The organism is Streptomyces alboniger (assembly GCF_008704395.1).
GTDB classification, from domain to species: Bacteria; Actinomycetota; Actinomycetes; order Streptomycetales; family Streptomycetaceae; genus Streptomyces; species Streptomyces alboniger.
Genome location: NZ_CP023695.1, coordinates 2,549,950 through 2,575,471, shown reverse-complemented (window position 1 = coordinate 2,575,471; position 25,522 = coordinate 2,549,950). Strand labels below are relative to the sequence as shown.

Here is a 25,522-nt window from a genome sequence, read left to right as displayed (position 1 = left end):
CGCCCGCGTACCCGAGGATGGGCCGGTGGACTCACCCGCCATAGGCAAGGGCACCGCGCAGGACCCCGCCCGCCGCAGCCTCATCGAGCGCGTCCTCGGCCCCGCCGCCCCCGGCGAACGGCTGCGCACCGACGCCCTGTTCGCGCTGGCCATGGCCGCGAGCGCCGTCGTCGTCGTGCGGGTCGTGCGGGACAACGGCGACCCGCCCGGCCCGCTCGGCTGGGCGCTGCTGCTCGCCGCCCACATCACCATCGTGTGGCGGCGCCGCGCCCCGATACGCGTCATGTTCGTCCTGATGGCGATCCTGCTGACCTACCATTCGCTCGACGCCAACCACACCGCTCCCATGGCGGTCTCGATGGCCGGCCTCTTCACCGTGGCCTCCCGCACCCGGCCCCGTAACGCCGTCCTCGTCGGGGCCGGGGTCATCGGCATCATGCTGAGCGTCAAGTTCTCCGAGGGCATGGCCGAGGGCGCCGAGTCCCTGCGCATCACCGGCTGGATCGTCTCCTTCCTGCTGCTCGGCGTGTACGTCCGCATCCACCGCCAGTACGTCGCCTCCGTCGTCGAACGCGCCGAGCGGGCCGAGCGCACGCGGGAGGAGGAGGCGCGCCGCCGGGTCGCCGAGGAACGGCTGCGGGTCGCCCGCGATCTGCACGACCTGCTGGCGCACAGCATCACCCTCGTCGGCGTCCAGACGTCCGTCGCCGCGCACGTCCTGGCGGCCGACCCGGACCGCCTGGACCGCGCGGCCGTCGCCAAGGCGCTGGACGACGTCGCCGAGACCTGCCGCACCGCCCGCGGTGAACTCCGCGCCACCCTGGAGGTGTTGCGGTCCGGCACCGACGAGGGAGGCTGCGACGAGGCCAGGGGCCCGCTGCCCGGCCTCGGCTCCCTGCCCGACCTCGCCGACGCGGCCCGCACCGCGGGGGCCCGCGTCGAGCTGAACGTGGCCGAGTGCCAGGCGCCGCCCGCCGTGGGCGCCGCCGCCTACCGCATCGTGCAGGAGGCGCTGACCAACGCCGTGCGGCACGCGGGCCCCGACCTCACCGTCCGGGTGGACATAAGCACGGGGGACGCGGCGCTGAACGTGACGGTCGCCGACGACGGCGTCGGCGCCAAGGAGCCCGCGGGCACCCCCGGTTACGGCCTCGTCGGCATGCGGGAGCGGGCCCGTACCGTAGGCGGGACCCTGGAGGCGGGGCCGCGGCCCGGGGGCGGTTTCCTGGTGTCCGCGGTGCTGCCCCTCGCGCCCGCGTCCCTGGGAGGCCTGACATGACCATCCGCGTGTTGCTCGCCGACGACCAGACACTGGTGCGCGCGGCGTTCGCGATGCTCGTCGACTCGGCGCCCGACATGGAGGTCGTGGGCCAGGCGGGCACGGGCCGCTCGGCGGTCGACCTGGCCCGCTCCGAGCGGGCCGACCTCGTCGTCATGGACATCCGCATGCCCGACCTCGACGGCATCGAGGCGACGCGGCTGCTCGCGGCGGACGAGGACCTGGCGGGCGTGAAGGTGCTGATGCTGACGACGTACGACACGGACGAGCACGTGGTCGACGCATTGCGGGCGGGCGCGTCCGGCTTCCTGGTCAAGGACACCAGGCCCGCCGAACTCCTGGAGGCCATCCGCACGGTCGCCGCCGGTGAGTCCCTGCTCTCGCCGGGGCCCACCTCGCGGCTCATCGCCCGGGTGCTGCGGTCGCCGGACACCCCCGGACTGAGGGCGACCGGCGGCCCCGAGGGCCTCTCGGACCGCGAACGGCAGGTCCTCGCGCTGGTGGCGCGGGGCCTGAACAACACGGAGATCGCCGAGACGCTGGGCCTGAGTCCGCTCACCGCGAAGACGCATGTGAGCCGCATCATGGGCAAGCTGGGCGCGCGGGACCGCGCCCAACTGGTCATCGTGGCGTACGAGTCGGGGCTGGTGGCGCCGGGGGTGTGAGGGCGCCTTCGCTGCCACGGGAAGCGGCCCCTGGAGCCCGGCTCAGAGCAGTCCCGCCGCCGCCAAGTGTTTGCCCACCTTCTCCGTCTCCCTCGGCGACAGCGGGATCTGCGGTTCCGCCGTCACCGGGCAGGCGATCACGCCGCGCAGGTGCAGCGCCGCCTTGAAGGCGCCCAGCGCCGACGAGCTGCCGCCCATCCGGCCCGGGTCGCCGGCCGTCACCATCCCGAACAGGCCGCACAGCCGCTCCTGTTCGGCCCGCGCCCGCTCCCAGTCGCCCTCGCGGCAGGCGGCGTAGAGGCGCACGTACCCGGCGGGGTCGACGTTGCCGAGGCCCGGCACGACGCCGTCCGCGCCCATCGCGAGCGCCGCGTCGACCGTCACCTCCGAACCGGTCAGCACACTGAAGGGGACCGGCACGGCCCGCCTGCCGAGGAGCACGCTGCGAAAGGCTCCCTCGGCGCCGCTGGAGTCCTTCAGGCCCGCGAGCACGCCGTCCGCGGCCAGTTCGAGGACCAGTTCCGCGCTCAGCTTCGTGTGCACCGAGACCGGCAGGTCGTACGCGAGGACCGGCACCGCGGACGCGCTCGCGACCAGCCGGAAGTGGCGGGCGATCTCGGCCGGGTGGGTGCGCGTGTAGAAGGGCGCGGTGACGACGGCCGCGTCCGCGCCCGCCTCGGTGAGCGCCCGCACGTGATCGAGGACGCGGGGCGTGGTCATGTCGATCGCGCCCGCGAGGACGGGGAGCTGTCCGCCCGCATGGCGTACGACCGTGTCGACGACGAGGGCCCGCTGCCGGTCCGTCAGGTATGCGACCTCCGAGGTGGAGCCGAGCACGAAAAGACCGTCGACGCCGCCGTCCAGCAGATGGTCGACGAGCCGGACGAGGGAGGCGGTGTCCACCTCGCGGTCCGGTGTCAGCGGGGTGCAGACGGGCGGGACGACACCGGTCAGCGGGGTGGACAGGGTCATGGGCGCTCCCTTGGATCCTTGGCCGTGGCGGCGGGACCTTGAGCCGTGGCGGCGGGGCCTTGAGCCGTGGCGGCGGCCTGCGTGGCGAGTTCGTGGGTCGACTCTCCTTCGTCCACCGGGTGATGGCAACGGAACAGGTGCCCGACGCCCGCCGGCTCCGCGTCCGGCATCACCTCGGCGCACACGCCGTCCGCCTTCCAGCAGCGCGTACGGAACGGGCAGCCGCTCGGCGGCCGGGTCGCGGACGGCACCGGGCCGGCCAGCGGGATCGGGTCGATGGGGTCGAGCAGGCCCGGCGTGGCCGAGAACAGGGCGCGCGTGTACGGGTGCCGGGCGCGGTCCAGGATCTCGGCGGCAGGGGCCTCCTCCACGATCCGGCCCAGGTACATGGTGATGACGCGGTCGCTCATCCTGCGCACGGTCTGGATGTCGTGCGAGACGAAGACCACGGCCAGCCCGAGGCGTTCCTTCAGGTCCAGGAGGAGGTTGAGGATCTGGGCGCGTACGGACACGTCGAGCGCGCTGGTCGGTTCGTCGGCGACCACCAGCTCCGGTTCGAGGGCCAGCGCGCGGGCGATCGCGACGCGTTGGCGTTGTCCGCCGGACAGTTGGCCGGGGAGGCCGTCGGCGAGAGCCTTGGGCAGGCCGACCAGCTCCATCAACTCCCGCACGCGTTCGTTTCGTTCGGCAGGTGTGCCGCGTCTGTGTACGTCCAGGGGGTCGCGGAGGATCTGTCTGATCGACAGTCTGCGGTTCAGGGCGGTCGACGGGTCCTGGAAGATCATGCCGGTGCGGGTGCCGATCTCCGTCCGCCTCCTGGCGGGGGCCATCGTCCAGAGGTCCCTGCCTCTGAAGGTCACCGTTCCGTGGGTGGGGCGCTGTACGCCTACGAGGACCTTCGCCAGTGTCGACTTGCCGCAGCCCGACTCGCCGACCACGCCGAGGGTCTCGCCAGGGGCGATTGTCAGGTCTGCCCCTGTGAGGGCGTGGACTTGGTCTCGGGAGAACAGCCCTCCAGAGCGGGCCCGGTGTGTGACGTGCACGTCGTTCAACCAGAGCAGGGGGGTGGTCACGTGTGCTCCCCGGGTGCGGGTTTGTGGGGGCTGGGCGCGCAGTTCCCCGCGCCCCTTCGGGGCGCTCCACTGCGGGGCGCTCCGCTGCGGGGCGCCGGATGGTGGCACGCCGTTTCGTGGGTTGCCGGGCCCGCCAGCGCCGGAGCCTCCTCCCGGCACGTCTCCGACGCCATCGGGCAGCGGTCCGTGAAGCGGCAGCCCGGGGGGAAGTCCACGGGGGAGGGGACCACGCCCCTGATCTGCGTGAGCCGTTGCGCCGCCGACTCCAGGGAGAGCACCGAGCCGAGCAAGCCCCGCGTGTAGTGGTGCGAGGGGGCGCCCACCAGGTCGGCGGTCACGCCCGTCTCCACGATCTGACCGCCGTACATCACCACCACCCGATCGGTGATGTCGGCGACGAGGGCCAGGTCGTGCGAGACGAGGATCAGTGCGAAGCCCAGCTCCTCGCGGAGCCTCAGCAGCAGCTGGATGATCTGCGCCTGCACGGTGACGTCGAGTGCCGTCGTCGGCTCGTCGGCGATGATCAGTTTCGGGTCGCGGGAGAGGGCCATGGCGATCAGTACGCGCTGGCGCTGGCCGCCGGACAGTTCGTGCGGGTAGCTGCGCAGCGTCCGTTCCGGGTCCAGGCCGACCAGCTCCAGGAGGGCGGCGGGCGTGCGGCGGCCACCTCTTCGTACGACCTGCTTGAGCTGGGAACGGACCGTCATCGCGGGGTTCAGCGAGGACAGGGCGTCCTGGTAGATCATCGCCATGTGGTGGCCGAGCAGGCGGCGCCGGGCCCGCGTCGGCAGGCCGGTCAGCTCCTGGCCGTCGAAGGTGACGCCGCCCCGGACGCGGGCGCCCCTGGGTTCCAGGCCCATCACGGTCAGGGCCGTCAGCGACTTGCCGCAGCCCGACTCGCCCACCAGGCCGAGGACCTCACCGGGGCGTACGTCGAAGGAGATGCCGTCCACGATGTCCACGCCGTCGTGCCGCCCGGGGAAGGCGATGCGCAGGTCGCGCACGTCGAGGACCGGCGCCCCGGACGGCAGGGGCCGGGCCCGCTCCCGCAGCCGGTCCGAGGCCTCGGCGAGGCCGGGGAGTCCGAGGACCTCGCCCGTACCCGGTTCGGGGGCTTCGAGGGGGTCCTCGTCGCGGGCCGCGCCCGGCACGTCGCGGGTGGAGGGCGCCGCCCACGCGTCCGAGACGCCCTCGGAGAGGATGTTCAGGGCGAGGACCGTGATCAGCATGAGGAGGCCGGGGAAGACCGTCGCCCACCAGCCGCCGATCAGCACCATGTTCTTGCCGTCGGCGATGACGCTGCCCCACGACGGGTCGGGCGGCCGGACGCCCGCGCCGATGAAGGAGAGCGAGGCCTCGAAGACGATGGCCTCGGCGACCTGCACGGTGCAGAAGACCAGGATGGGCGCCGCGCAGTTCACGGCGACGTGGCGGACGAGGATGTGCGGGGTGCGGGCGCCGACGACGCGTTCGGCGGTGACGTAGTCCTCGCCGTACTGGTCGAGGACGTTGGCCCGGACGACCCGGGCGATCGGCGGGGTGAACAGGAAGGCGATCGCGCAGATCAGTACGGTGATGCCGCCGCCGAAGACCGCGACGAGCACGGCGGCGAGCGCGATGCCGGGGAACGCCATGACGACGTCCAGGCAGCGCATCAGCGTCTCGTCGACGGCCTTGCGGGAGGTCGCGGCGACCGCGCCGACCAGCGCGCCGACGATCAGGGCGAGCAGGGTCGCGCCGAGCCCGATGGCCAGCGACCAGCGCGCCCCGTACATCAGCCGGCTGAGGATGTCGCGGCCGAGGCTGTCCTGGCCCATCCAGTGGCGGGCGGAGGGGTGTCCGGTGCCGTCGGCCTGGGGCTGCTGGTCGAGCGGGTCGTGCGGGGCGATGAGCGGGGCGAGGAGCGCGACCAGGACGACGACGCCGATGACGCCGACCGCGACCCGGGACAGGACGGGCAGCTTGCGCAGCGAGCGCAGGCGGATGCCGGGGACCGAGAGCCGGTCCGTGCGCCTCTTGCGCGACATGAGCATCAACTCGTCCCCCTCAGGCGCGGGTTGACCAGGAGGTGCAGGATGTCGATGACGAGGTTGACGACGACGAAGCCGACGGCGGTGGTGATGACGACGCCCTGGACGACGGCCGGGTCGCCGTTCTTCACGGCGTCGATCATCAGCTTGCCCATGCCCGGCAGCGAGAAGATCGTCTCGATGACGACGGCGCCGCCCAGCAGATAGCCGACGCGCAGGCCGAGCACGGTGAGCGGGTTGATGAGGGCGTTGCGCAGGACGTTCCGGCCGACGACGACCACCGGGGGCAGGCCGCTGCCGATGGCCGTACGGACGTAGTCCTTGTCCAGCTCCTCGACGACGGCCGTGCGGATGATGCGGGTGAGGCCGGCCGCCACCGGCAGGGAGAGGGCGAGGGCGGGCAGGGTCATGGTCCTGAGCCAGCCGGTGAGGGAGTCGGCGGGGTTGATGTAGCCGCCGGTCGGGAACCAGCCGAGGTCCACCGCGAGGTACTGGATCATCAGGAGCGCCAGCCAGAAGCCGGGCGCCGCGACGCCGGTCAGGGAGACGACGCGGATGAGCTGGTCCGGCAGCCGGTCGCGGTAGATCGCGGCGGTCACGCCGAGGGTGAGGGAGAGCACGACCGCGATGCCGAGCCCGAGGAACGTCAGCTGCATGGTGAGCGGCAGGGCGGTGGTGACCTGGTCGAGGACGGGGGAGCGGTTGAGGACGCTGATCCCCATGTCGCCCTGGAGCAGGTCCCCCACGAACGCCGCATAGCGCACGGGCAGTGGATCGAGGAGCCCGTTCTCCTCGCGGAAATCGTGCAGTTGCTGGGGGGTCGGGTTGGCGCCCTGGAAGAACGCGGAGGCCGGGTCGACATCCGAGAACCGCATCACGAGGAAGACGAAGAGCACGATGCCGAGCAGCAGCGGGACGAGCAGGGCGATGCGGCGGGCGAGGATTCTGAGGACTGCGGTCACGGCGTGCGCCTCCCGAACCGGTCGTACGTCAGGCCCACTTGGCCTGGAGGAGGTTGATCCCCGGGTACGGCTGGGCCCGGACGCCGGTGATCTTCTTGGGGTCCCAGGCCGTCATGAGTTCGTTGTGTACGACGGGGTAGAGCACCGCCTGCTCGGCGATCACGTCGATGTACTCCTGGATCATGGCCTTCTTGCGGCTCGCCTCGGGCTCGCGGGTGGCCTGTGCCATGTCCTTGAAGAGCTTCTTGGCGGTGGGGTTCCGGGCCCAGCGGGCGTAGCCCATCCAGAGGTTCTCGGGGCCGTAGTTGTAGTGCATGATCAGGTCGGCGTCGAGCCCGAACTGGTTGGGGTTCGAGGCGGCCGCGACGACCTGGAAGTCCTTCTTCTGGTCGAGCTTGGTGAAGACGGCGGTCGTCTCCTGCGGGTCGAGGGTGACCTCGACGCCGATCCTCTCCCAGCCGTCCTGGATGGTGGGCAGGCAGTCGACGATCCAGCTCACGTTCACGGCCATGAGGTTGACCTTGAGATCGCCGACCCCCGCCTCCTTCAGGAGCTTCTCCGCCTTCGCCAGGTCGTACGCGTAGACGGTCTTCGCGGGCCGGTAGGAGGGGTTGGCCTCGTTGAGGAACGAGGTCGCCGCCTTGCCGTGGCCCCTCAGGGCGGCCTCGATCATCTTGTCGCGGTCGACGGCGTAGTGCAGCGCCTGGCGTACGCGTACGTCGTCGAACGGCTTGTGCGCGGTGTTGAAGAGCAGGAAGAGGTTGTTCATCCCGGCGCCGCCCTCGACGGTCATGCCGCTCTTCTTGAGCTGCCCGATGTTGGCGTACGGGATGTTGTCGGCGATCTCCGCGTCCGCGCCGGCCCCGGAGATCTTCGCGACGCGCGGCGCGGCGTCCACGATCGTCAGCCAGTTCATCTTCTTGAAGGCGGCCTTGCGCGGGCCGTTGTAGTCCTCGAAGGCTTCGAAGGTGGTGTTCGACTTCGGGTGGTGCGCGGTCTGCCGGTACGGCCCGGAGCCCACCGCCTTGCCCTTCGTCGCGTCCTCCCAGGCCCCGGGCTTGGAGAAGACGTGCTTCGGCATGATCTTCGCGAGGGAGAGGCGGGCGGCGCCGTCGGGGAAGGGGAACTTCAGGATCAGCTCCACGTTCGTCGCGTCGACCTTCCTGACCTCCTTCAGCCAGCTCGCGAAGAACCCCTTGGCCAGGGTCTGCGTCTTCGGGTCCAGGATCCGGTCGAAGACGAACACCACGTCGTCGGCGGTGACGGGCTTCCCGTCGTGCCACTTGGCGCCCGGCCGCAGGGCGAACTGCCACGTGGTCGCCTTGAGGTCGTCCGGGACCTCGGTGGCGAGCGCGGCATAGGGCTCACGGGTGATCGGGTCGGTGCCGAGCAGACCCTCGTAGATGTGTTCGTTGCCCGCCATGGCGAAGGCGGAGGCCGTCTGGGTGGGGTCCCAGCTGCCGTCGTTGCCGTAGCCGATGACGGCCGTGAGCGTGGAGTCGCCGCCCTGGCCGCCGCCTCCGGACTCGTTGGTGGACTCGGGCCCCGAGGAACAGGCGGAGAGCGTGGTGGTGACGGCGGCGGCCGCGCCCAGTGCGCCGGTGTACTTGAGGAAGGACCGCCGGTCCGGGCCGGGGTCGTGCCGCGCGGAGGTTCGAGGGATCAGGTCGCTCACGGTGTCTCCCTTGTCTCCCTTGAGAGATCCCACGTCCTACGTCGTGGGTGGCGTGGCGACCATAGGAGGGGCGGGGGGGCCGGTCAAGGCCCCGCACACGGCATTTCACCCCCATTGATGAGTGGGGCCGTCCGGCGGGTCAGGGGCACCGCCGGTCTCGTCCGGGCCGGGCCGCCCGTCTCGTGGAGCGGGCGGGCCGGGCGCGCGGGGGAGGCCGGTTTGTATTCTCGGCAGGCGCGACGAAGCGATCCCGGTCGCACGGTGGCGGCCCCACCGACGCGCCCCCCGAGCCGTACCTGCGAGAGGCAACACCATGACCACCGAGCTGAGCCCCGACGCCCCGGCCCTGGACGGGCTCCTGGAGCGGGCCCGGAAGGACTACGAGGCCCTCGCCGCGCGCGGGCTCTCCCTCGACCTCACCCGGGGCAAGCCGGCACCGGAGCAGCTCGACCTCAGCGAGGGCCTGCTGAGCCTGCCCGGTGAGCGGCACACCGCCGCCGACGGCACCGACGTACGCAACTACGGCGGCCTCCAGGGGCTGCCCGAGCTGCGCGAGATCTTCGCCGAGCTGCTCCAGGTGCCCGCCGGGCAGCTGCTCGCGCTCGGCAACTCCAGCCTGGAACTGATGCACGACTGCCTCGTGCACGCCCTCCTCGGGAAGCTGCCCGGCGCCGAGTCCCGCTGGGTGGACCAGGAGCCCATCGCGTTCCTGTGCCCCGTGCCCGGCTACGACCGGCACTTCGCGCTCTGCGAGCGGTTCGGCATCGACATGATCCCCGTGCCGATGACCGAGCAGGGCCCGGACATGGACGCCGTGGAGCGGCTCGCCGCCGAGAACCCCGCGGTCAAGGGCATCTGGTGCGTGCCCAAGTACAGCAACCCGGACGGCGTCTCCTACAGCGACGAGACCGTCGCCCGGCTCGCCCGCATGGAGACCGCGGCCCCCGACTTCCGGATCTTCTGGGACAACGCCTACGCCGTCCACCACCTCACCGACGAGCCCACCGGGATCGCCGACCTCCTCGGCGCCTGCGCCGAGGCCGGGAACCCGGACCGCGCGTTCGTCTTCGGCTCCACCTCCAAGATCACCGCCGCGGGCGCGGGCGTCGCCTTCTTCGGCTCCTCGCCCGCCAACGTGAAGTGGCTCCTCGCCAACAACCAGAAGCGCTCGATCGGCCCCGACAAGATCAACCAGCTGCGGCACGCGCTGTTCCTGAAGGACGCCGACGGTGTGCGGGCCCACATGGAGCGCCAGCGCGCCCTGCTCCAGCCCAAGTTCGAGACGGTCGCCCGGATCCTGGAGACCGAGCTGGGCGGCACCGGCCTCGCGACCTGGACCTCGCCCCGGGGCGGCTACTTCGTGACCCTCCAGGTCCCCGAGGGCTGCGCCAAGGACGTCGTGCGCCGTGCCGCGGAGGCCGGCATCGTGCTCACCCCGGCCGGCGCCACGCACCCCTACGGCGACGACCCGCGCGACGCCGTCATCCGCATCGCCCCCAGCTACCCCGGCCTCGCCGACCTGGAGCAGGCCATGCACGGCCTGACCGTCTGCGTCCGCCTCGCCGGATACGAGCAGCGGACCCGCCAGGCCGCCTGACCGGCCCTCGGCGCGGCAGCACGCTCAGTGCTGCTGCGCCTTCTGCGGGGTCACCTCGCTCGGGCGGACGATGACGTGTCCCTCGCCCTGGAGCATCAGCTGGACCGCCTCGCCCGAGCCGCCCCGGATCATCGAACCGAGGGACTGCGAGCGGTGCAGGGACGTGGAGAGGCCGGCGGTCCAGCCGACCACCGCGTCCGTGTCGACGTACACCGGCTGCTGCGGGGAGACGGGGATCACCAGGGGGTTGCCCTCGCAGACCAGGCCGAGGCGGCCCGAGCCCGTGAAGACACTGTTGAACAGTCCGCCTCCGGTCATGCCGGCGCCCTTCACCGTCTTGATCTCGTACGAGAGGGTCGCGTCGAAGCAGAGGATGTTGCGGCCGTTGACCGTGAGGATGTCGCCCGGTTCGATGTCGACGATGAAGCAGTTCTGCGCCTCGTGCGCGAACCAGGCCTCGCCCTGGCCGCGCACGGCCATCAGCGCCAGCCCCTCGCCGGTCATGGCGCGCTTGAGCAGGCCGCCCACACCCTGACCCTTGCGCTCGAACTGGAGATCGCCCCGGTAGGCGATCATCGCGCCCTGCCGGGCGAGCATCTCGCCGTGCACGGCGTATTTGATCGACTTGGCGTTCTGGAGGGTCATTCCGGGGGCGAGGGCCGGCTGCGCCATGTGGTCACTGGAGAACAAGTCACTCTTCATGAGGGCATCTTGGGCCATGGAGGTCCAGGGACCGCACCAGCGCGGCCAGTTCCGCGCGGAACAACTTGTCCGGGCTGACGGTCTGGGTGCGCAGGTGGCCGTAGATCTCCAGTGACACCAGGCCGTGCAGGTGGCCCCAGATGCGCAGCGCGAGGGCCACGGCGGCGGGCGGGAGGTCCGGGTAGGCCGGGCGGACCTTGGCGAGCAGGCCGGGATCGAAGTCCGGCCAGTCGAACTCGCTGCCCGCGTAGAGATGTTGGGCGTTGGGCCAGGCGGCGTCCGCGAGACCGGCGAGGCCGGTGCAGACCCGGTGCGCGGCCTGCGGGGCCGCGCCGCCGTCCGGCGCACGGTAACCCGGGACGGGGTCGCCGTAGATCAGGCGGAAGCCCTCGGGGTTGGCCAGGGCCCAGTCGCGGAAGGCGTGCGCCCACGCGTGGATCCGGTCGGCCGGGCCCTGGGCGGAGGCCGAGGCCCAGCCGGCGTCCACGGCGTCGGCCAGCGCGGTGTAGACGTCGTTGATGAGCGCGGTGACCAGGTCGTCGCGGGTGGCGAAGTAGCCGTAGATGGCGTTGGCGGTCATGCCCATCTCGCGCGCGATGGCCCGCAGGGTGATCGCGTCGGGCCCGCCGGAGGCCATCAGTTCGAGGGCGACCTTCTTGATCTCCGCCGTCGTCTCGGCGCGCAGACGCTCGCGGCGCCCCGGCCCCTTCGCGCGGCCCGCCGTCCCGCTCGTCCATCCTGTCGTCACGCTCTCCACACCCGCCACCGTACAGCGTCTCGAAAACGTGACGCGTATTGAAACTTCACACCGTATAGTTTCCGCACGGCGTCACCACCATTGTGGTGTCATCGCTGTCACGACGTGAAGCAGAGGGAGAGCCATGCACATCGGAGTCATCGGAGCGAGCGGGACCATTGGCAGCCGGGTCGTCACCGAGGCCGTCGAACGCGGGCACCACGTCACGGCGTTCACCCGTGACGCCTCGCGGGTCCGCGAGGAGCGGGCGGGCGTCACATGGCGGAGCCTCGACGTGTTCGACGCCGAGGGCATCGCCGCGGCGCTGCCCGGAATGGACGTACTGATCAGCGGTTATCAGCCCGGCAACGCCGCTGCGGACTTCGCCGCCACCGTGGAGCGTTCGGTCGCCGACCCGTCGGTCTTCGTGACCGCCGCGCAGGCGTTGCTGAAGGCACTGGAGAGCCACCCCCGCGTCCGGTTGATCGTGATCGGCGGGGCCGGCAGCCTTGAGGTCGAACCCGGCCTGGTCCACGCCGACTCCGACGAGCATCTGTACGAGAGCCTCGACCGGCTCGGGCTGCCCAGGTCCTACGCGGCGGCGGTGCGCGGCCACCGGGACGCGTTGAACGTGCTGCGTATGTCCAACCGGCTGTGGACGTACTTCAGTCCCGCCGAGGACATCGCCCCCGGGCCGCGCACCGGCAGATTCCGCCTGGGCGGCGACCAGCCGGTGCTCGACGCGGACGGGCGCAGCCGCATATCCGTGGAGGACGCCGCCGTCGCGCTGGTGGACGAGGCGGAGCTGCCGCGGTTCGTCCAGCGCCGGTTCACGATCGGCTACTGAGCCGGTTTCGGCGCCGGTCGCTGAGGCGCGCCCGTACGGTCGGGCCATGACACTTCGCTACGAGCACTTCCGCGACCTGCACCGCTCGCCCGGCGCGCCCCTCCTGCTCCCCAACGCCTGGGACCACGCGTCGGCCGCCGCCCTGGCCGCCGCCGGGTTCCGGGCGGTCGGGACGACCAGTCTCGGGGTGGCCGCCGCGGCGGGGCTGCCCGACGGGAACGGGTCGGGCGCCGCCCGCGAGGAGACCCTCCGGCTCGCCCGCGGACTCGCCCGCCTCGACGTCCTGGTCAGCGTCGACATCGAGGGCGGCTTCAGCGACCGCCCCGAGGAAGTGGCCGCCCTCGCGGTGGAGTTGGCGGACGCGGGGATCGTGGGCGTGAACATCGAGGACGGCCGCGCGGACGGCACGCTCGCCGACCTCGAACGGCAGTGCGCGGTGCTCCGGGCCGTGAAGGAGGCGACGGACGGCCGCCTCTTCATCAACGCCCGCACGGATACGTACTGGCTGACGGGGGACCACGCGGCGCAGACCGAGGACCGGCTCGCCGCGTACGAACAGGCGGGCGCGGACGGCCTGTTCGTGCCGGGCCTGCGGGACGTGCGGGTCATCACCCGGCTGGCCTCGAAGTTCGCCGCACCTCTCAACATCCTGCACTCGCCCGAGGGGCCGTCCCTCCCCGAACTCGCCGCGGCCGGTGTGCGGCGCGTCAGTTGCGGGTCGCTGCTGTTCCGCGCGGCGCTGCGGGGCGCTGTCGCGGCGGCCGAGGCGGTGCGGGACGGCGCGGTCCTCCCGGCGGGCATCCCGTCCTACGCCGACACGCAGGCGCTGTCCGACAGCTTCTCCTGACAGCTGCGGCGTGTCAGGGACCTGATCGGGGGCACCGTGGTCTTCACCGGGCTGTGCGAGCCCGGAAGGACTGGAGAGAGGTCCCCTTCATGCTTGTGGCGTTCCTGTGCGTGTTCATCGTGGTGGCGGCGGTCCAAGTAGTGAAGCCGCGGCTTCTGTGGAAGGCGAACCGTCCTCTACAGAAGCCGTTCGTGAAGGACTACGAGGCCACCGAACCCAATCGCTCCGGTTACCGGATCGAGCGGGCGATGGGCGTGTTGGTGCTGGTCGGGGCGGTGGTCATGCTGGTCGTGGAACTGACCTGAGCGTGCCGGTGAGGAATGCCTGCCAGGCGGGGGCGCCGATGATCAGGGCGGGGCCCTGGGGGACCTTGCTGTCCCTTACGGGGACGACGCCGGGGACTCCGTCGGCGACCTCGACGCAGTTACCGCCTTCGCCGTTGCTGTAGCTGCTCTTGCGCCAGCGGGCGGCCCCCACGAAGTCGTAGGCGACTTCGACGCAGTCGCCGCCTTCGCCGTTGCTGTGGCTGCTCTTGCGCCAGCGGGCGTTGCTCAGGTCGTACTCGCGCATCGTCTGTAGTCCTCAGCCGCCGACTCGATCAGGGCGAGGGACACCTTCGGCGACAGCGCGGCGCCCCTGAGTAGATCGTATGCGCGCTGTGCGCGCTTCACCACTGCCGGATCGTCGAGCAGGGTTCCCGAAAACGATGTCTCTGTATAGGCGGTTGGCGGTGCGTCCTCGAAGTCCATGAGCTTCAGCGCCCCGAGCATGGCGGCGTGCGCCCCCGCCTCGTACGGAAGCAGCATCACCAACACCTGCCGCTCACGCATCAGCGTCGCGACCTGGTCCAGCTGCTGCGCCATGGTCGCCGGCCCACCCACCGGGATGTACAGCACGTTCTCGTGCAGCACCACCCAATACTCGGGCCTTGTAGCGTCCTTGAGGATCCCTGATCGTTCAAGACGAGCCGTCACGATGTCCTCCACGTACGCATCCGTGACGAACGGGTTGGCCGCGACCGTGACCGCACGGGCGTACTCGGCCGTCTGCAACAACCCCGGAATCAGCGTCGGCGCGAACTCGCAGATGCGCGTCGCCTGCGCCTCCAGCTCCACGACCGCAGCGAAGTAATCCGCGTAGCGGTTGTCGTCGATCAGCTTCCGGCACATCCGCTCGAAAATGCCGCCGGTTTGTAGAACCTGGTCGATCCGCTGCGCCACATCCAACTGCGGTTTCCGAATAGCCTGTTCGAATTGGCCGATGTAACCGCCGGAGACGAAAACCAGCGTACCCAGCGCCGACTGGGTCATCCCGGCCTCCTCGCGGCGCCGCTTCAGCTCCGCGCCGAAGAACTCCCACGCCGCCTGTCGTGAACCATTGGCCACGGCCAACCGCCTTCCACTGCCCCGCAGTTGTAGCGGGCAGACCCCTGCCGAGTGTAGGCGCCGGGCGTCACCGTAGGGGTGCGAAGAGTGAAATCCGGAAGCGAAGGGGAGTCACGTGACGGCGGAATCGAAGCGCCACGCAGTGGCATGCGTCGAACAGGCGGAGGAAACATTGAGGGAATTGCGCGCCGCACTCGCGCGAGCGGAAATTACCTTGCCGTCCCTGCGGATCGACCCCGCGACGATCGCGAGGGAGGCACCCTGCCCGCGCATCGAATTGGGCGGATGTTCCGTCGACGTGGCGGCACGCCTCGCCGCCGCGCTCAGGAGTGCGCCGTGAACCTTCCCGCGAACCTCCCCGTCGGCTCGTACGTCGTCGACACCCGCAACGGGCGCGTCGGCAGGGTGATGGGTCACGAGGGCCCGTACGTCCAGCTGCGCCCCTACGGAGGCGGCCGCGAATGGGACTGCGACCCGGAGGCCGTCCGCACGGCGACCGCCGCGGAGCGCCTGCGCGCGGCGACGGCGTACGCGAACGCCCGGAGCCGGGGGGAGGTGCCTTGACGTTCAGCCGTACCCCGCACCCTCCGCCGTACGGCGTATCCCGCACCCCCCGCCGTACGCGAGAATGGCCCCATGAGTCTGTTCCGCGACGACGGCATCGTGCTGCGCACCCAGAAGCTGGGCGAGGCGGACCGGATCATCACGTTGCTCACGCGCGGTCACGGGCGCGTACGCGCGGTGGCGCGCGGGGTGCGGCGCACCAAGTCCAAGTTCGGGGCGCGCCTCGAACCCTTCTCCCACGTCGACGTGCAGTTCTTCGCGCGCGGCAGCGAACTCGTCGGACGCGGTCTCCCCTTGTGCACGCAGAGTGAGACCATCGCTCCTTACGGTGGCGGGATCGTGACGGACTACGCCCGCTACACCGCCGGGACGGCCATGCTGGAGACGGCGGAACGGTTCACCGACAACGAGGGCGAGCCCGCCGTGCAGCAGTATCTGCTGCTGGTGGGCGGGCTGCGCGTCCTCGCCCGCGGGGAGCACGCGCCCCACCTCGTCCTCGACGCCTTCCTGCTGCGCTCCCTCGCCGTGAACGGCTACGCGCCCAGCTTCAACGACTGCGCGAAGTGCGGCATGCCGGGCCCCAACCGCTTCTTCTCGGTCGCGGCGGGCGGATCGGTCTGCGTCGACTGCCGGGTGCCCGGCAGCGTCGTGCCGTCCGCGGAGACCCTCACCCTGCTCGGCGCGCTGCTCACCGGCGACTGGGAGACCGCGGACGCGTGCGAGGCGCGGCACGCGCGCGAGGGCAGCGGGCTGGTTTCGGCCTATCTGCACTGGCACTTGGAGCGCGGGTTGCGTTCCCTGCGGTACGTAGAGAAAAGCTGAGCAGGCACCACCCTCAAGTCACGTAGGAGAGAGAGCCCCATGGCACGACGCGGAATCCTCGGCCGGTCCCGCCGCGAGTACAAGACCCCGGAGCCGCACCCCACGGGCGTACGGCCGCCGAAGATCCCCGGTGAGCTGGTGCCGAAGCACGTCGCCATCGTCATGGACGGCAACGGACGGTGGGCCAAGGAGCGCGGGCTGCCGCGTACCGAGGGGCACAAGGTGGGCGCCGAGCGCGTCCTCGACGTCCTCCAGGGCGGCATCGAGATGGGCGTCGGCGCGATCTCGCTCTACGCCTTCTCCACCGAGAACTGGAAGCGCTCCCCGGACGAGGTGAAGTTCCTGATGAACTTCAACCGCGACTTCATCCGCAAGACCCGCGACCAGCTCGACGATCTCGGCATCCGCGTGCGCTGGGTGGGCCGCATGCCCAAGCTGTGGAAGTCGGTCGCCAAGGAGCTGGAGATCTCCCAGGAGCAGACCAAGGACAACGACAAGCTCACCCTGTACTTCTGCATGAACTACGGCGGCCGCGCCGAGATCGCGGACGCCGCCCAGGCCCTCGCGGAAGACGTGCGGGCGGGCCGGCTCGACCCCGCCAAGGTCAGCGAGAAGACCTTCGCGAAGTACCTGTACTACCCGGACATGCCGGACGTCGACCTGTTCCTGCGGCCCAGCGGCGAGCAGCGCACCTCCAACTACCTGCTGTGGCAGAGCGCGTACGCGGAGATGGTCTTCCAGGACGTCCTGTGGCCGGACTTCGACCGCCGCGACCTGTGGCGCGCCTGTCTCGAATACGCCTCACGCGACCGCCGCTTCGGCGGGGCGATCCCCAACGAGCAGCAGATCGCCGACAGCTAGGCGCGCGTACGGACGAGGGGCCCGCGCTGTCACAGCGCGGGCCCCTCATCCACGTACGTACCGCTCTACGTGCCCTACTTGCTCGCGCACTCCGCGCACGTCCCGAAGATCTCGACCGTGTGCGCCACGTTCACGAAGCCGTGCTCGGCGGCGATCGTGTCGGCCCACTTCTCCACCGCGGGGCCCTCCACCTCGACGGCCTTGCCGCAGACGCGGCAGACCAGGTGGTGGTGGTGCTCTCCCGTCGAGCAGCGGCGGTAGACCGTCTCGCCCTCGCTGGTGCGCAGCGCGTCCACCTCGCCGGCGTCGGCCAGCGACTGGAGCGTGCGGTAGACCGTGGTCAGACCGACCGAGTCGCCCTTGTGCTTGAGCATGTCGTGCAGCTCCTGCGCACTGCGGAACTCGTCCACATCGTCGAGTGCCGCGGCCACTGCCGCGCGCTGGCGGGTGGACCTGCCTCGAACCGGGGCTCCCACGGTTGTCTCCTCGCGTCTGCGCTCTGGTCTGGGCCTGCCGGGCCATTGTGCCAGGTCGGCCGGGACGCGGGTCAGGTCCTGGCCACCGGCTGGGCCGGAACCGAGCACTCCGCCGGGTCGCCCGCCGCCTCCGCCGCGGCCTTGGCCCGCGCCCTGCGCCTGGCCAGTGGCGTCGCGAGGACCGTCAGAGCGATGAAGACGCCGATGGTGAGCAGCACGATGGTCGCGCCGGGCGGGACGTCCTGGTAGTACGAGGTCGCCGTGCCGCCGATCGTCACCGCGATGCCGATCGCCACCGAGATCGCGAAGGTCGCCGCGAAGCTGCGGGTGAGCTGCTGTGCGGCCGCCACCGGCACCACCATCAGCGCGGAGACCAGGAGCAGGCCCACGACCCGCATGGCGACGGTGACCGTGACCGCCGCGGTGACGGCGGTGAGGAGGTTCAGGGCGCGCACCGGAAGTCCGGTGACGCGCGCGAACTCCTCGTCCTGGCTGACCGCGAAGAGCTGGCGGCGCAGGCCGACCGTGACGAGGACCACAAAGGCAGCGAGCAGGCAGATCGCCGTGACGTCCTCCTCGGAGACCGTCGAGAGCGAGCCGAAGAGGTACGACTGGAGGTTCGCGTTCGACCCGCCGGGGGCGAGGTTGATGCACATGACGCCGCCCGCCATACCGCCGTAGAACAGCATCGCGAGGGCGATGTCGCCGCGCGTCTTGCCGTACCAGCGGATCAGCTCCATCACGACGGCGCCGACGATCGCGACCGCCGTCGCCATCCACACGGGCGAGGCCGAGAGCAGGAAGCCGAGGCCCACGCCGGTCATCGCCACATGGCCGATGCCGTCGCCCATCAGGGCCTGGCGGCGCTGGACGAGGTAGATGCCGACGGCGGGCGCGGTGATGCCGACCAGGACGGCGGCGAGCAGGGCCCGCTGCATGAAGGCGTATTCGAGGATTTCCATGGTTCTTGCTCGCCCTCAGGTCAGCAGGCCGGTGCGGACCGGCTCGGCGTCGGCGTCGTGCGGGTGGACGTGGTCGTGGCCCGGCAGGGCGTGCTGGCCGACCGCCTGCGGGGGCGGCCCGTCGTGCAGGACGCAGCCGTCGCGCAGGACCACGGCACGGTCGATCAGCGGCTCCAGGGGCCCCAGTTCATGGAGGACGAGCAGCACGGAGGTGCCCTGCGCGACCTGCTGGCGCAGGGTGGCCGCGAGGACCTCCTGGCTGGCCAGGTCGACGCCCGCCATCGGCTCGTCCATGATCAGCAGCTCCGGCTCGGAGGCCAGCGCGCGGGCGATCAGGACCCGCTGGTGCTGGCCGCCCGAGAGGGCGTTCACGGAGTCCTTGGCGCGGTCGGTCAGGCCCACCAGGTCGATGGCGCGGGCCACGGCCTCGCGGTCGCTTCTGCGGAGGACGCCGAAGCGGGCGCGGGAGAGGCGGCCGGAGGTGACGACCTCGTTGATCGTGGCGGGGACGCCGCCCGCGGCGGTGGTGCGCTGCGGGACGTAACCGACGCGGGCCCAGTCGCGGAAGCGGCGGCGGGCGGTGCCGAAGATCTCCACGTCGCCGCCGGTGACGGGGACCTGGCCGATGATCGTGCGGACCGCGGTGGACTTGCCCGAGCCGTTGGCGCCGAGCAGGGCGACGACCTCGCCGCGTGTGACGGTGAGGTCGATGCCGCGCAGCACGGGGCGCGAGCCCAGCTCGGCCGTCACCTTGCGCAGGGATATGACGGCTTCGCCTTTGCCGGGGCCACCTTTGCCGGTGTCGGCTGACTTGCTCATGGCTCGTGCCTCCGTAGCCACAGGGGGTGGGGTCACTTGGCGCCCAGGGCCTTCTGGAGGGCCTTGAGGTTGGAGTCCATGACCTGGATGTAGTCGTCGCCCTTGGACTTCCCGGTGATGCCCTCGATCGGGTCGAGTACATCGGTCTTGAGGTTCGCGTCCTTCGCCAGGGTCTTGGCCGTCCGGTCGCTGACGAGCGTCTCGTAGAAGACGGTGGTGACCCCGTCCTCCTTCGCCATCTTCTGGAGGTCCTTGACGCGCTTGGCGCTCGGCTCGCCCTCGGGGTCCAGGCCGCTGATGGCCTCCTCGGTGAGGCCGTAGCGCTCGGCGAGGTAGCCGAAGGCGGCGTGGGTGGTGATGAAGACCCGGGAGTCCGCCTTGGTGTTCTTCAGGCCGTCTTCGAAGCGCTTGTTCAGGCCATCGAGGTTCTTCACGAGCTTCGCGGTGTTCTTCTTGTACGTCGCTGCGTGGTCCGGGTCGGCCTTCTCCAGCGCCTTGCCGACGCCCTTGGCGACCTCGGCGTACTTCACCGGGTCGAGCCAGATGTGGGGGTCGGAGCCCTCGTGGTCGTGGCCGTGGCCGTGGCCCTCGTGACCCTCCTCCTCGTGCTCGTCCGCGTGGCCGCCGACCTCGGTGCCGTGCTTCTCCATGCTGGTGAGGGAAGCGGCGTCGACCTTGGTCTTGATGCCCGACTGGTCGATCGCGCTGTCGACGGCCGGCTGGAGGCCCTTGAGGTACAGGGCGACGTCGGACTCCTCAAGATCCCCGCGCTGCTTGGCCGAGACCTCCAGGTCGTGCGGCTCCTGGCCGGCATCGGTGAGGTTCGTGACGGAGACGTGGCCGCCGCCGATCTGCTCCGCGAGGTACTGCATGGGGTAGAACGACGCCACCACGTCGAGCTTGCCGTCCTTGTCGTCCGCGGTGGAGGAGCAGGCGGTCAGGGCCGTGAGACCGAGGACCGTCGCGGAGGCGAGGGCGGCGGTGGGTATGAGGCGTCGTCGTACGTTCATGACACTCATTTTCAACAAATGTGGAAACGATTGTCAACAAGACCCCTGTAGGACCTCTGTCGGACCTCTGTGCGGAGCCCCGCGCGAGGCCCCGCACAGGCCCCTCGACGGAACCGATTTGATTAGGGGGGTCAGGCCGCCGGTAACCTGAGGCATTCGCCTCGCCCACCGTCTTATGAAGAGAGCACCGTGGCCGCCGACAAGATCGACACCATCGTCAGCCTGAGCAAGCGCCGTGGCTTCGTTTTCCCGTGCAGTGAGATCTACGGCGGCCAGCGCGCCGCCTGGGACTACGGACCGCTGGGCGTCGAGCTGAAGGAGAACCTCAAGCGCCAGTGGTGGCGCTACATGGTCACCTCGCGCGAGGACGTCGTCGGCATCGACTCGTCGGTGATCCTGGCGAGCGAGGTCTGGCAGGCCTCCGGCCATGTCGCGACCTTCTCCGACCCGCTCACCGAATGCCTCTCCTGTCACAAGCGCCACCGCGCCGACCACCTGGAAGAGGCCTACGAGGCCAAGCACAACCGCCCGCCGGCCAACGGCCTCGCGGACATCAACTGCCCCAACTGCGGTACCAAGGGCCAGTTCACCGAGCCCAAGCAGTTCTCGGGCATGCTCGCCACGCACCTCGGCCCGACGCAGGACAGCGGCTCCGTCGCCTATCTGCGCCCCGAGACCGCGCAGGGCATCTTCACCAACTTCGCCCAGGTCCAGCAGACCTCGCGCCGCAAGCCGCCGTTCGGCATCGCGCAGATGGGCAAGTCCTTCCGCAACGAGATCACGCCCGGCAACTTCATCTTCCGCACCCGCGAGTTCGAGCAGATGGAGATGGAGTTCTTCGTCAAGCCGGGCGAGGACGAGCAGTGGCAGGAATACTGGATGGAGCAGCGCTGGAACTGGTACACCGGCCTCGGCCTGCGCGAGGAGAACATGCGGTGGTACGAGCACCCGAAGGAGAAGCTCTCCCACTACTCCAAGCGCACCGCTGACATCGAGTACCGCTTCCAGTTCGGCGGCAGCGAGTGGGGCGAGCTGGAAGGCGTCGCCAACCGCACCGACTACGACCTGTCGGCGCACTCCAAGGCGTCCGGCCAGGACCTCTCCTACTTCGACCAGGAGGCCGGCGAGCGCTGGACTCCGTACGTCATCGAGCCCGCGGCGGGCGTCGGCCGCACCATGCTCGCCTTCCTCCTCGACTCCTACATCGAGGACGAGGCCCCGAACGCCAAGGGCAAGCTGGAGAAGCGGACGGTCATGCGCTTCGACCACCGCATCGCCCCGGTGAAGGTCGCGGTGCTCCCGCTGTCCCGCAACCCGGAGCTGTCGCCGAAGGCCAAGGGCCTGGCCACCGCCCTGCGCCAGAACTGGAACATCGAGTTCGACGACGCGGGCGCCATCGGCCGCCGCTACCGCCGCCAGGACGAGATCGGCACGCCGTACTGCGTGACGGTCGACTTCGACACCCTCGACGACAACGCGGTGACGGTGCGCGAGCGTGACTCGATGAAGCAGGAGCGCGTGTCCCTCGACCAGATCGAGGGCTACCTCGCGACGCGCCTCGTGGGCTGCTGACGCTCCACCTGAGCAAGACTGCGAGAAGCCCCCGGTTCCGGGTTATGGAACCGGGGGCTTCTGTGCACACTGAGCGCATGCTTCCAACGACCACGAGCAGGGTCAGACGGTGGGACCAGCATGGGCGCGAGCACGTCATCGAGGTCCGGAAGGCGGGCGTGCAGCGGCAGTTGAGCTGCGGAACCTGCGGGTGGCGCAGGAAGGCGCAGTTCCTGCCGTGGCTCAAGGCCGAGGAGCACTTGGCGCGGGAGCACCAGGCGACGGTGGATCCGTCGGGGCCGGGCTCCTAGGGCGTGTCCGGCGGGTCGGGGACCCGGAGAAGAACCTCGCTCTGGCCGCCGGTTCAAAAACCGAAGCCTGTCGTGTCAGGGACGAGAATCAGCCCGGAATGCAGAACCGGAATGGAGAACGGGGACCGCGGGCGGAGACTAGGCCCGCAGGCCGCGCAAGGTCAGGTCCAGGACCGCCGCGAACGCGTCCTCGATGCCCGGACGGGACCACTGCGGGGCGTAGGCGGGGTCGTGGAAGCGGCTCGTCGCGTCGAAGACCGCGCGGGCCGAGACCGCGGGGTCGGGGGAGGCGAAGTCCCCCTTGTCCACGCCCTCTTGGATGATCGCCGTGAGCTGGCCCGTGAGGTCGGCGATGTGGTCGTCCACCACGTCGCTGTTCTCGGCGACCAGCACCGAGTACGTGGCGAAGAGTTCGGGATCGTCGCCCGCCTTGTGCTGCTTGGCCTCGAAGAGGCCCGCGAGCCAGTGGCGGAGCTTCGCCCCGGGAGGCTCGGCGCCGGTGACGATTCCGGAGAGCGTCTCGGAGGTACGGTCCAGCCAGCGCCGCGTCACCGCGCCGCGCAGCTCCGCCTTCGTACGGAAGTGGCGGTACACCGTGCCGTGGCTCACCCCGAGGGCGCGGGCCACGTCGACGACCGTGGCCCTGGCCGCACCGTGCCTGCGCAGCATCTCCTCGGTCGCTTCGAGGATGCGTTCGGGGGTCAGGGGAGCCGTGGTTGCCGCCATGGCTAGACCGTACCGGGGCCGGATCAGTGCTCGCTGTCGAGGTGTGCCATCTGTGCCTGCGGATAGCGCGCGCCGGCTGCCGCGTCGGCGGGGACGGCCGCCTCGATCGCGGCGAGGTCGGCCGCGTCGAGCGTCACGTCGAGGGCGCCCAGCGCCTCCTCAAGACGGTCCCGGCGGCGCGCGCCGACCAGCGGCACGACGGCAGCGCCGTGCCGGGGGCCCTGCGCGAGCACCCAGGCGATGGCGGTCTGCGCGACGCTGACGCCCTTCTCGTCGGCGATCTTCCGCAGGGCCTCGACCAGGTCGAGGTTGCGGTCGAGGTTCTCGCCCTGGAAGCGGGGGCTCATCGCACGGAAGTCGTTCGCGGCCAGCTTCCGGTCGCGGGTGAAGTGCCCGGAGATCAGGCCGCGGGAGAGCACCCCGTACGCCGTGACGCCGATGCCCAGCTCGGCGGCCGTCGGCAGGATCTGTGCCTCGATGCCGCGCGAGATGAGGGAGTACTCGATCTGGAGGTCGGAGACGGGGGCCGTGGCCGCCGCCCGGCGGATCGTCCCGGCGCCGACCTCGGAGAGGCCGATGTGCCGGACGTACCCCTTCTCGACCAGCTCCGCGATGGCGCCGACCGTCTCCTCGACCGGGACGTCGGGGTCGATGCGGGCGATGCGGTAGACGTCGATGTGGTCGACGCCGAGGCGCTGGAGCGAGTACGCGGCGAAGTTCTTGACGGCCGCCGGGCGTCCGTCATACCCCGACCAGCCGCCGTCCGGGTCGCGCAGGGCGCCGAACTTGACGCTGGTGAGGGCCTGCTCGCGGCGGGCGGCGGGGGCGGTGCGCAGGGCCTCGCCGATCAGCAGTTCGTTGTGTCCCATGGCGTAGAAGTCGCCGGTGTCCAGGAGCGTGACGCCCGCTTCGAGGGCGGCGTGGATGGTCGCGATCGACTCCGTGCGGTCCGCCTCTCCGTAGAGCGCGGACATGCCCATGCAGCCGAGGCCGAGGGCGGAGGTGCGGGGGCCGGTGGTTCCGAGGGTGAGAGTACGCATGCGTCCACCATGACATGACAGATGACAGATTTCAATATCTGTCATCTGTCATGTCATGTGTCGCTGTCGTCTGTCATGTCATGCGGTGCGGGTCGGTGGCGCCCGGCGTCGTTTCCGTCGCCTCCAGCCGTTCCGCCGTCCGCTCCGCGGTCCCCCGCGCCCACCGCCCGCTCGTCAGCACCCCGAGCAGCAGCACCGCGCATCCGCAGCCCGCGATGATCCACCAGGCGGGCCGGCTCGCCTTCGTGAAGTCGGTGGCGTACGACGACGAGGCCACGCCCGACGCCAGGACCGCGCCGATCACCGCGACGCCCAGCGTCTGGCCGATCTGGCGGCTGGTGGAGGCGACGGCCGCGGCGACGCCCGCCTGGGCGCGCGGCATTCCGGCGACGGCGGTGTTGGTGATCGGCGCGTTGACGAAACCGAAGCCCAGGCCGAACAGGGCGTATCCGAGGAAACGGGTCCCATTCGTGTTCTCCGCCTCGAACGCGGCGAAGAGCACGCCCGATGCCGTCATCGCCACCCCCGCGATCAGCAGCGAGAGGCGCGGCCCGCGGCTGCCGACCAAGCGGCCCGACAGCGGCGCGCAGACCAGCGTCATGGCCGCCATCGGCAGCATCCACAGGCCGGCGTGCAGCGCGTCGAGGCCACGTACGTCCTGGAGGAACAGCGTCGACAGGAAGAGGAAACCGCCGAGCGACGCGAACGCGCAGACCGCGATCACCGTCGCCCCGCTGAACGGCGCCGAGCGGAAGAAGCGCAGGTCGATGAGGGGCTCCGCGCGGCGCGGCTCGTAGGCCAGCAGACCGAGCAGGGCCAGCAGCGCCGCGCCCGCGAAGGCGAGGATCAGCGGTGACGTCCAGCCCGCGGTGGGCGCCTCGATGATCGCGTACGTCAGTGCGCCGAGCAGCGCGATCACCAGGAGCTGCCCGACCGGGTCGGGGCGACGGGGGCGAGGGGCGCGGGACTCGGGGACGTACCGCATGGTCAGGACGAGCGCGGCGAGGCCGACCGGCAGATTGACCCAGAAGATCGAGCGCCAGCCGACCGAGTCCACGAGCAGCCCGCCGACCAGCGGGCCCGCCGCCATGGAGATACCGACGACACCGCCCCAGACGCCGATGGCGCGGGCCCGCTCGCGCGGCTCGGTGAAGGTGTTGGTGATGATCGACATCGCGACGGGGTTGAGCATCGAGCCGCCCATCGCCTGGACCATGCGGAACGCCACCAGTGATTCGAGGTCGGGGGCCAGCGAGCAGAGCACCGAGCCGACGGTGAACACGATCAGGCCCGCCTGGAAGACCCTGCGGCGGCCGATCCGGTCGGCGGTCGAGCCCGCGAGCATGAGGAGCGAGGCGAGTACGAGCGTGTACGCGTCGATCGTCCACTGCATGCCCGAGACGCTCGCGTCGAACTCCTCGCGCATGGTGGGGAGCGCGACGTTCAGGACGGTGTTGTCGAGGCTGACGATCAGCAGGCTCATGCAGCAGATCGCGAGGATCAGCAGCTTTCGGCGGTGGGTAAGTTCATAGGGCATGTATGTGACGGTAGCTCTCGGAGGGGTGGGTGGCCCGGGGGCTCCCGCGTGCGGCGGCCCGGGTACCCGTGTG

The 25,522-nt window shown here is 70.8% G+C and carries 28 protein-coding genes; 12 read left to right on the top strand and 16 right to left on the bottom strand.

From position 1 onward, the window contains the following. Positions 1 to 25: 25 nt before the first annotated feature. Together CP975_RS11335 and CP975_RS11330 are read left to right on the top strand one after the other, a co-directional pair. Positions 26 to 1,279 (top strand): sensor histidine kinase, encoded by a 1,254-nt coding sequence (locus CP975_RS11335; protein ID WP_425474243.1) that lies wholly within the window; start codon positions 26 to 28, stop codon positions 1,277 to 1,279. Then, on the top strand, positions 1,276 to 1,944 hold the full coding sequence (locus CP975_RS11330) for a response regulator (RefSeq protein ID WP_055527849.1): 669 nt from the start codon (positions 1,276 to 1,278) through the stop codon (positions 1,942 to 1,944). Before CP975_RS11335 ends, CP975_RS11330 begins: the two co-directional genes overlap by 4 nt. 42 nt (positions 1,945 to 1,986) lie before the next feature. On the opposite strand, the gene CP975_RS11325 is transcribed toward CP975_RS11330, so the two are convergent. The 5 genes from CP975_RS11325 to CP975_RS11305 are packed head-to-tail and all read right to left on the bottom strand — an operon-like array spanning position 1,987 to position 8,656. Beyond that, positions 1,987 to 2,916, bottom strand: a complete 930-nt coding sequence (locus CP975_RS11325; RefSeq protein WP_055527851.1) for a dihydrodipicolinate synthase family protein — start codon at positions 2,914 to 2,916, stop codon at positions 1,987 to 1,989. Next, on the bottom strand, positions 2,913 to 3,989 hold the full coding sequence (locus CP975_RS11320) for an ABC transporter ATP-binding protein (protein ID WP_055527857.1): 1,077 nt from the start codon (positions 3,987 to 3,989) through the stop codon (positions 2,913 to 2,915). The genes CP975_RS11325 and CP975_RS11320 overlap by 4 nt, the downstream gene beginning before the upstream one ends. Then, a complete protein-coding gene (locus CP975_RS11315) occupies positions 3,986 to 6,022 on the bottom strand; it encodes a dipeptide/oligopeptide/nickel ABC transporter permease/ATP-binding protein (RefSeq protein WP_150476833.1) in 2,037 nt (678 codons plus the stop codon). Before CP975_RS11315 ends, CP975_RS11320 begins: the two co-directional genes overlap by 4 nt. Further along, positions 6,022 to 6,981, bottom strand: coding sequence for an ABC transporter permease (locus CP975_RS11310; RefSeq protein WP_055527859.1), 960 nt, complete (start codon positions 6,979 to 6,981; stop codon positions 6,022 to 6,024). Before CP975_RS11310 ends, CP975_RS11315 begins: the two co-directional genes overlap by 1 nt. 28 nt (positions 6,982 to 7,009) lie before the next feature. Then, entirely contained in the window at positions 7,010 to 8,656 is a 1,647-nt protein-coding gene (locus tag CP975_RS11305) for an ABC transporter substrate-binding protein (RefSeq protein WP_246201471.1), read from the bottom strand. 313 nt (positions 8,657 to 8,969) lie between these two features. Between CP975_RS11305 and CP975_RS11300 the strand changes: the two genes are divergently transcribed. Continuing rightward, entirely contained in the window at positions 8,970 to 10,253 is a 1,284-nt protein-coding gene (locus CP975_RS11300) for an aspartate aminotransferase type Ic (protein ID WP_055527861.1), read from the top strand. A gap of 24 nt (positions 10,254 to 10,277) precedes the next feature. Here CP975_RS11300 and CP975_RS11295 read toward each other — a convergent pair whose 3' ends face one another. After that, a complete protein-coding gene (locus CP975_RS11295) occupies positions 10,278 to 10,955 on the bottom strand; it encodes an AIM24 family protein (protein WP_055527863.1) in 678 nt (225 codons plus the stop codon). Next, positions 10,945 to 11,703 (bottom strand): TetR/AcrR family transcriptional regulator, encoded by a 759-nt coding sequence (locus tag CP975_RS11290; RefSeq protein ID WP_055527904.1) that lies wholly within the window; start codon positions 11,701 to 11,703, stop codon positions 10,945 to 10,947. Before CP975_RS11290 ends, CP975_RS11295 begins: the two co-directional genes overlap by 11 nt. 133 nt (positions 11,704 to 11,836) lie before the next feature. Here CP975_RS11290 and CP975_RS11285 point away from each other — a divergent pair, with 133 nt between their 5' ends. From CP975_RS11285 to CP975_RS11275, 3 genes are all read left to right on the top strand, one after another. Further along, entirely contained in the window at positions 11,837 to 12,538 is a 702-nt protein-coding gene (locus CP975_RS11285; RefSeq protein ID WP_055527865.1) for an NAD(P)-dependent oxidoreductase, read from the top strand. Positions 12,539 to 12,584: 46 nt separating this feature from the next. Further along, positions 12,585 to 13,385 (top strand): isocitrate lyase/PEP mutase family protein, encoded by an 801-nt coding sequence (locus CP975_RS11280; RefSeq protein ID WP_055527867.1) that lies wholly within the window; start codon positions 12,585 to 12,587, stop codon positions 13,383 to 13,385. Between the two features lie 89 nt (positions 13,386 to 13,474). Further along, the gene (locus tag CP975_RS11275) at positions 13,475 to 13,690 is read left to right on the top strand and encodes a DUF6199 family natural product biosynthesis protein (protein WP_055527869.1); all 216 of its coding nucleotides are present in this window, start codon (positions 13,475 to 13,477) and stop codon (positions 13,688 to 13,690) included. On the opposite strand, the gene CP975_RS11270 is transcribed toward CP975_RS11275, so the two are convergent. Together CP975_RS11270 and CP975_RS11265 are read right to left on the bottom strand one after the other, a co-directional pair. After that, entirely contained in the window at positions 13,665 to 13,955 is a 291-nt protein-coding gene (locus CP975_RS11270) for a DUF397 domain-containing protein (RefSeq protein WP_055527872.1), read from the bottom strand. The two genes, CP975_RS11275 and CP975_RS11270, sit on opposite strands and share 26 nt — an antisense overlap. Then, a complete protein-coding gene (locus CP975_RS11265; protein WP_055527874.1) occupies positions 13,937 to 14,770 on the bottom strand; it encodes a helix-turn-helix domain-containing protein in 834 nt (277 codons plus the stop codon). The genes CP975_RS11270 and CP975_RS11265 overlap by 19 nt, the downstream gene beginning before the upstream one ends. A gap of 115 nt (positions 14,771 to 14,885) precedes the next feature. On the opposite strand from CP975_RS11265, the gene CP975_RS11260 reads away from it, so the two are divergent. The 4 genes from CP975_RS11260 (at position 14,886) to CP975_RS11245 (ending at position 17,017) form a co-directional block, all read left to right on the top strand. Continuing rightward, positions 14,886 to 15,110, top strand: coding sequence for a hypothetical protein (locus CP975_RS11260; RefSeq protein WP_150476832.1), 225 nt, complete (start codon positions 14,886 to 14,888; stop codon positions 15,108 to 15,110). After that, the gene (locus CP975_RS11255; RefSeq protein WP_030783606.1) at positions 15,107 to 15,334 is read left to right on the top strand and encodes a hypothetical protein; all 228 of its coding nucleotides are present in this window, start codon (positions 15,107 to 15,109) and stop codon (positions 15,332 to 15,334) included. Before CP975_RS11260 ends, CP975_RS11255 begins: the two co-directional genes overlap by 4 nt. 72 nt (positions 15,335 to 15,406) lie before the next feature. Continuing rightward, positions 15,407 to 16,156 carry a DNA repair protein RecO gene (gene recO, locus CP975_RS11250; RefSeq protein ID WP_055527876.1) on the top strand — a complete coding sequence of 250 codons (750 nt, stop codon included), beginning with the start codon at positions 15,407 to 15,409 and terminating at the stop codon, positions 16,154 to 16,156. Positions 16,157 to 16,195: 39 nt separating this feature from the next. Further along, a complete protein-coding gene (locus CP975_RS11245; protein WP_055527878.1) occupies positions 16,196 to 17,017 on the top strand; it encodes an isoprenyl transferase in 822 nt (273 codons plus the stop codon). 74 nt (positions 17,018 to 17,091) lie between these two features. Here CP975_RS11245 and CP975_RS11240 read toward each other — a convergent pair whose 3' ends face one another. The 4 genes from CP975_RS11240 to CP975_RS11225 all read right to left on the bottom strand — a co-directional run bounded on the left by CP975_RS11240 (position 17,092) and on the right by CP975_RS11225 (position 20,284). Continuing rightward, a complete protein-coding gene (locus CP975_RS11240) occupies positions 17,092 to 17,493 on the bottom strand; it encodes a Fur family transcriptional regulator (protein ID WP_030783615.1) in 402 nt (133 codons plus the stop codon). 71 nt (positions 17,494 to 17,564) lie between these two features. After that, positions 17,565 to 18,455 (bottom strand): metal ABC transporter permease, encoded by an 891-nt coding sequence (locus tag CP975_RS11235; RefSeq protein WP_055527880.1) that lies wholly within the window; start codon positions 18,453 to 18,455, stop codon positions 17,565 to 17,567. A 15-nt stretch (positions 18,456 to 18,470) separates the two neighbouring features. Further along, positions 18,471 to 19,274 (bottom strand): metal ABC transporter ATP-binding protein, encoded by an 804-nt coding sequence (locus CP975_RS11230; RefSeq protein WP_055527882.1) that lies wholly within the window; start codon positions 19,272 to 19,274, stop codon positions 18,471 to 18,473. Positions 19,275 to 19,306: 32 nt separating this feature from the next. Next, positions 19,307 to 20,284 (bottom strand): metal ABC transporter substrate-binding protein, encoded by a 978-nt coding sequence (locus CP975_RS11225; RefSeq protein WP_055527884.1) that lies wholly within the window; start codon positions 20,282 to 20,284, stop codon positions 19,307 to 19,309. A gap of 189 nt (positions 20,285 to 20,473) precedes the next feature. On the opposite strand from CP975_RS11225, the gene CP975_RS11220 reads away from it, so the two are divergent. Together CP975_RS11220 and CP975_RS11215 are read left to right on the top strand one after the other, a co-directional pair. Beyond that, a complete protein-coding gene (locus tag CP975_RS11220) occupies positions 20,474 to 21,856 on the top strand; it encodes a glycine--tRNA ligase (RefSeq protein ID WP_055527886.1) in 1,383 nt (460 codons plus the stop codon). A gap of 77 nt (positions 21,857 to 21,933) precedes the next feature. After that, on the top strand, positions 21,934 to 22,146 hold the full coding sequence (locus CP975_RS11215; RefSeq protein ID WP_055527905.1) for a hypothetical protein: 213 nt from the start codon (positions 21,934 to 21,936) through the stop codon (positions 22,144 to 22,146). Positions 22,147 to 22,284: 138 nt separating this feature from the next. Here CP975_RS11215 and CP975_RS11210 read toward each other — a convergent pair whose 3' ends face one another. The 3 genes from CP975_RS11210 to CP975_RS11200 all read right to left on the bottom strand — a co-directional run bounded on the left by CP975_RS11210 (position 22,285) and on the right by CP975_RS11200 (position 25,449). Continuing rightward, positions 22,285 to 22,872: a TetR/AcrR family transcriptional regulator gene (locus CP975_RS11210; protein ID WP_055527888.1), complete on the bottom strand. Its 588-nt coding sequence runs from the start codon at positions 22,870 to 22,872 to the stop codon at positions 22,285 to 22,287. 23 nt (positions 22,873 to 22,895) lie between these two features. Continuing rightward, positions 22,896 to 23,912, bottom strand: coding sequence for an aldo/keto reductase (locus CP975_RS11205; protein WP_055527890.1), 1,017 nt, complete (start codon positions 23,910 to 23,912; stop codon positions 22,896 to 22,898). Between the two features lie 73 nt (positions 23,913 to 23,985). After that, positions 23,986 to 25,449, bottom strand: a complete 1,464-nt coding sequence (locus CP975_RS11200; protein ID WP_055527892.1) for an MFS transporter — start codon at positions 25,447 to 25,449, stop codon at positions 23,986 to 23,988. Between the last annotated feature and the right edge of the window lie 73 nt (positions 25,450 to 25,522).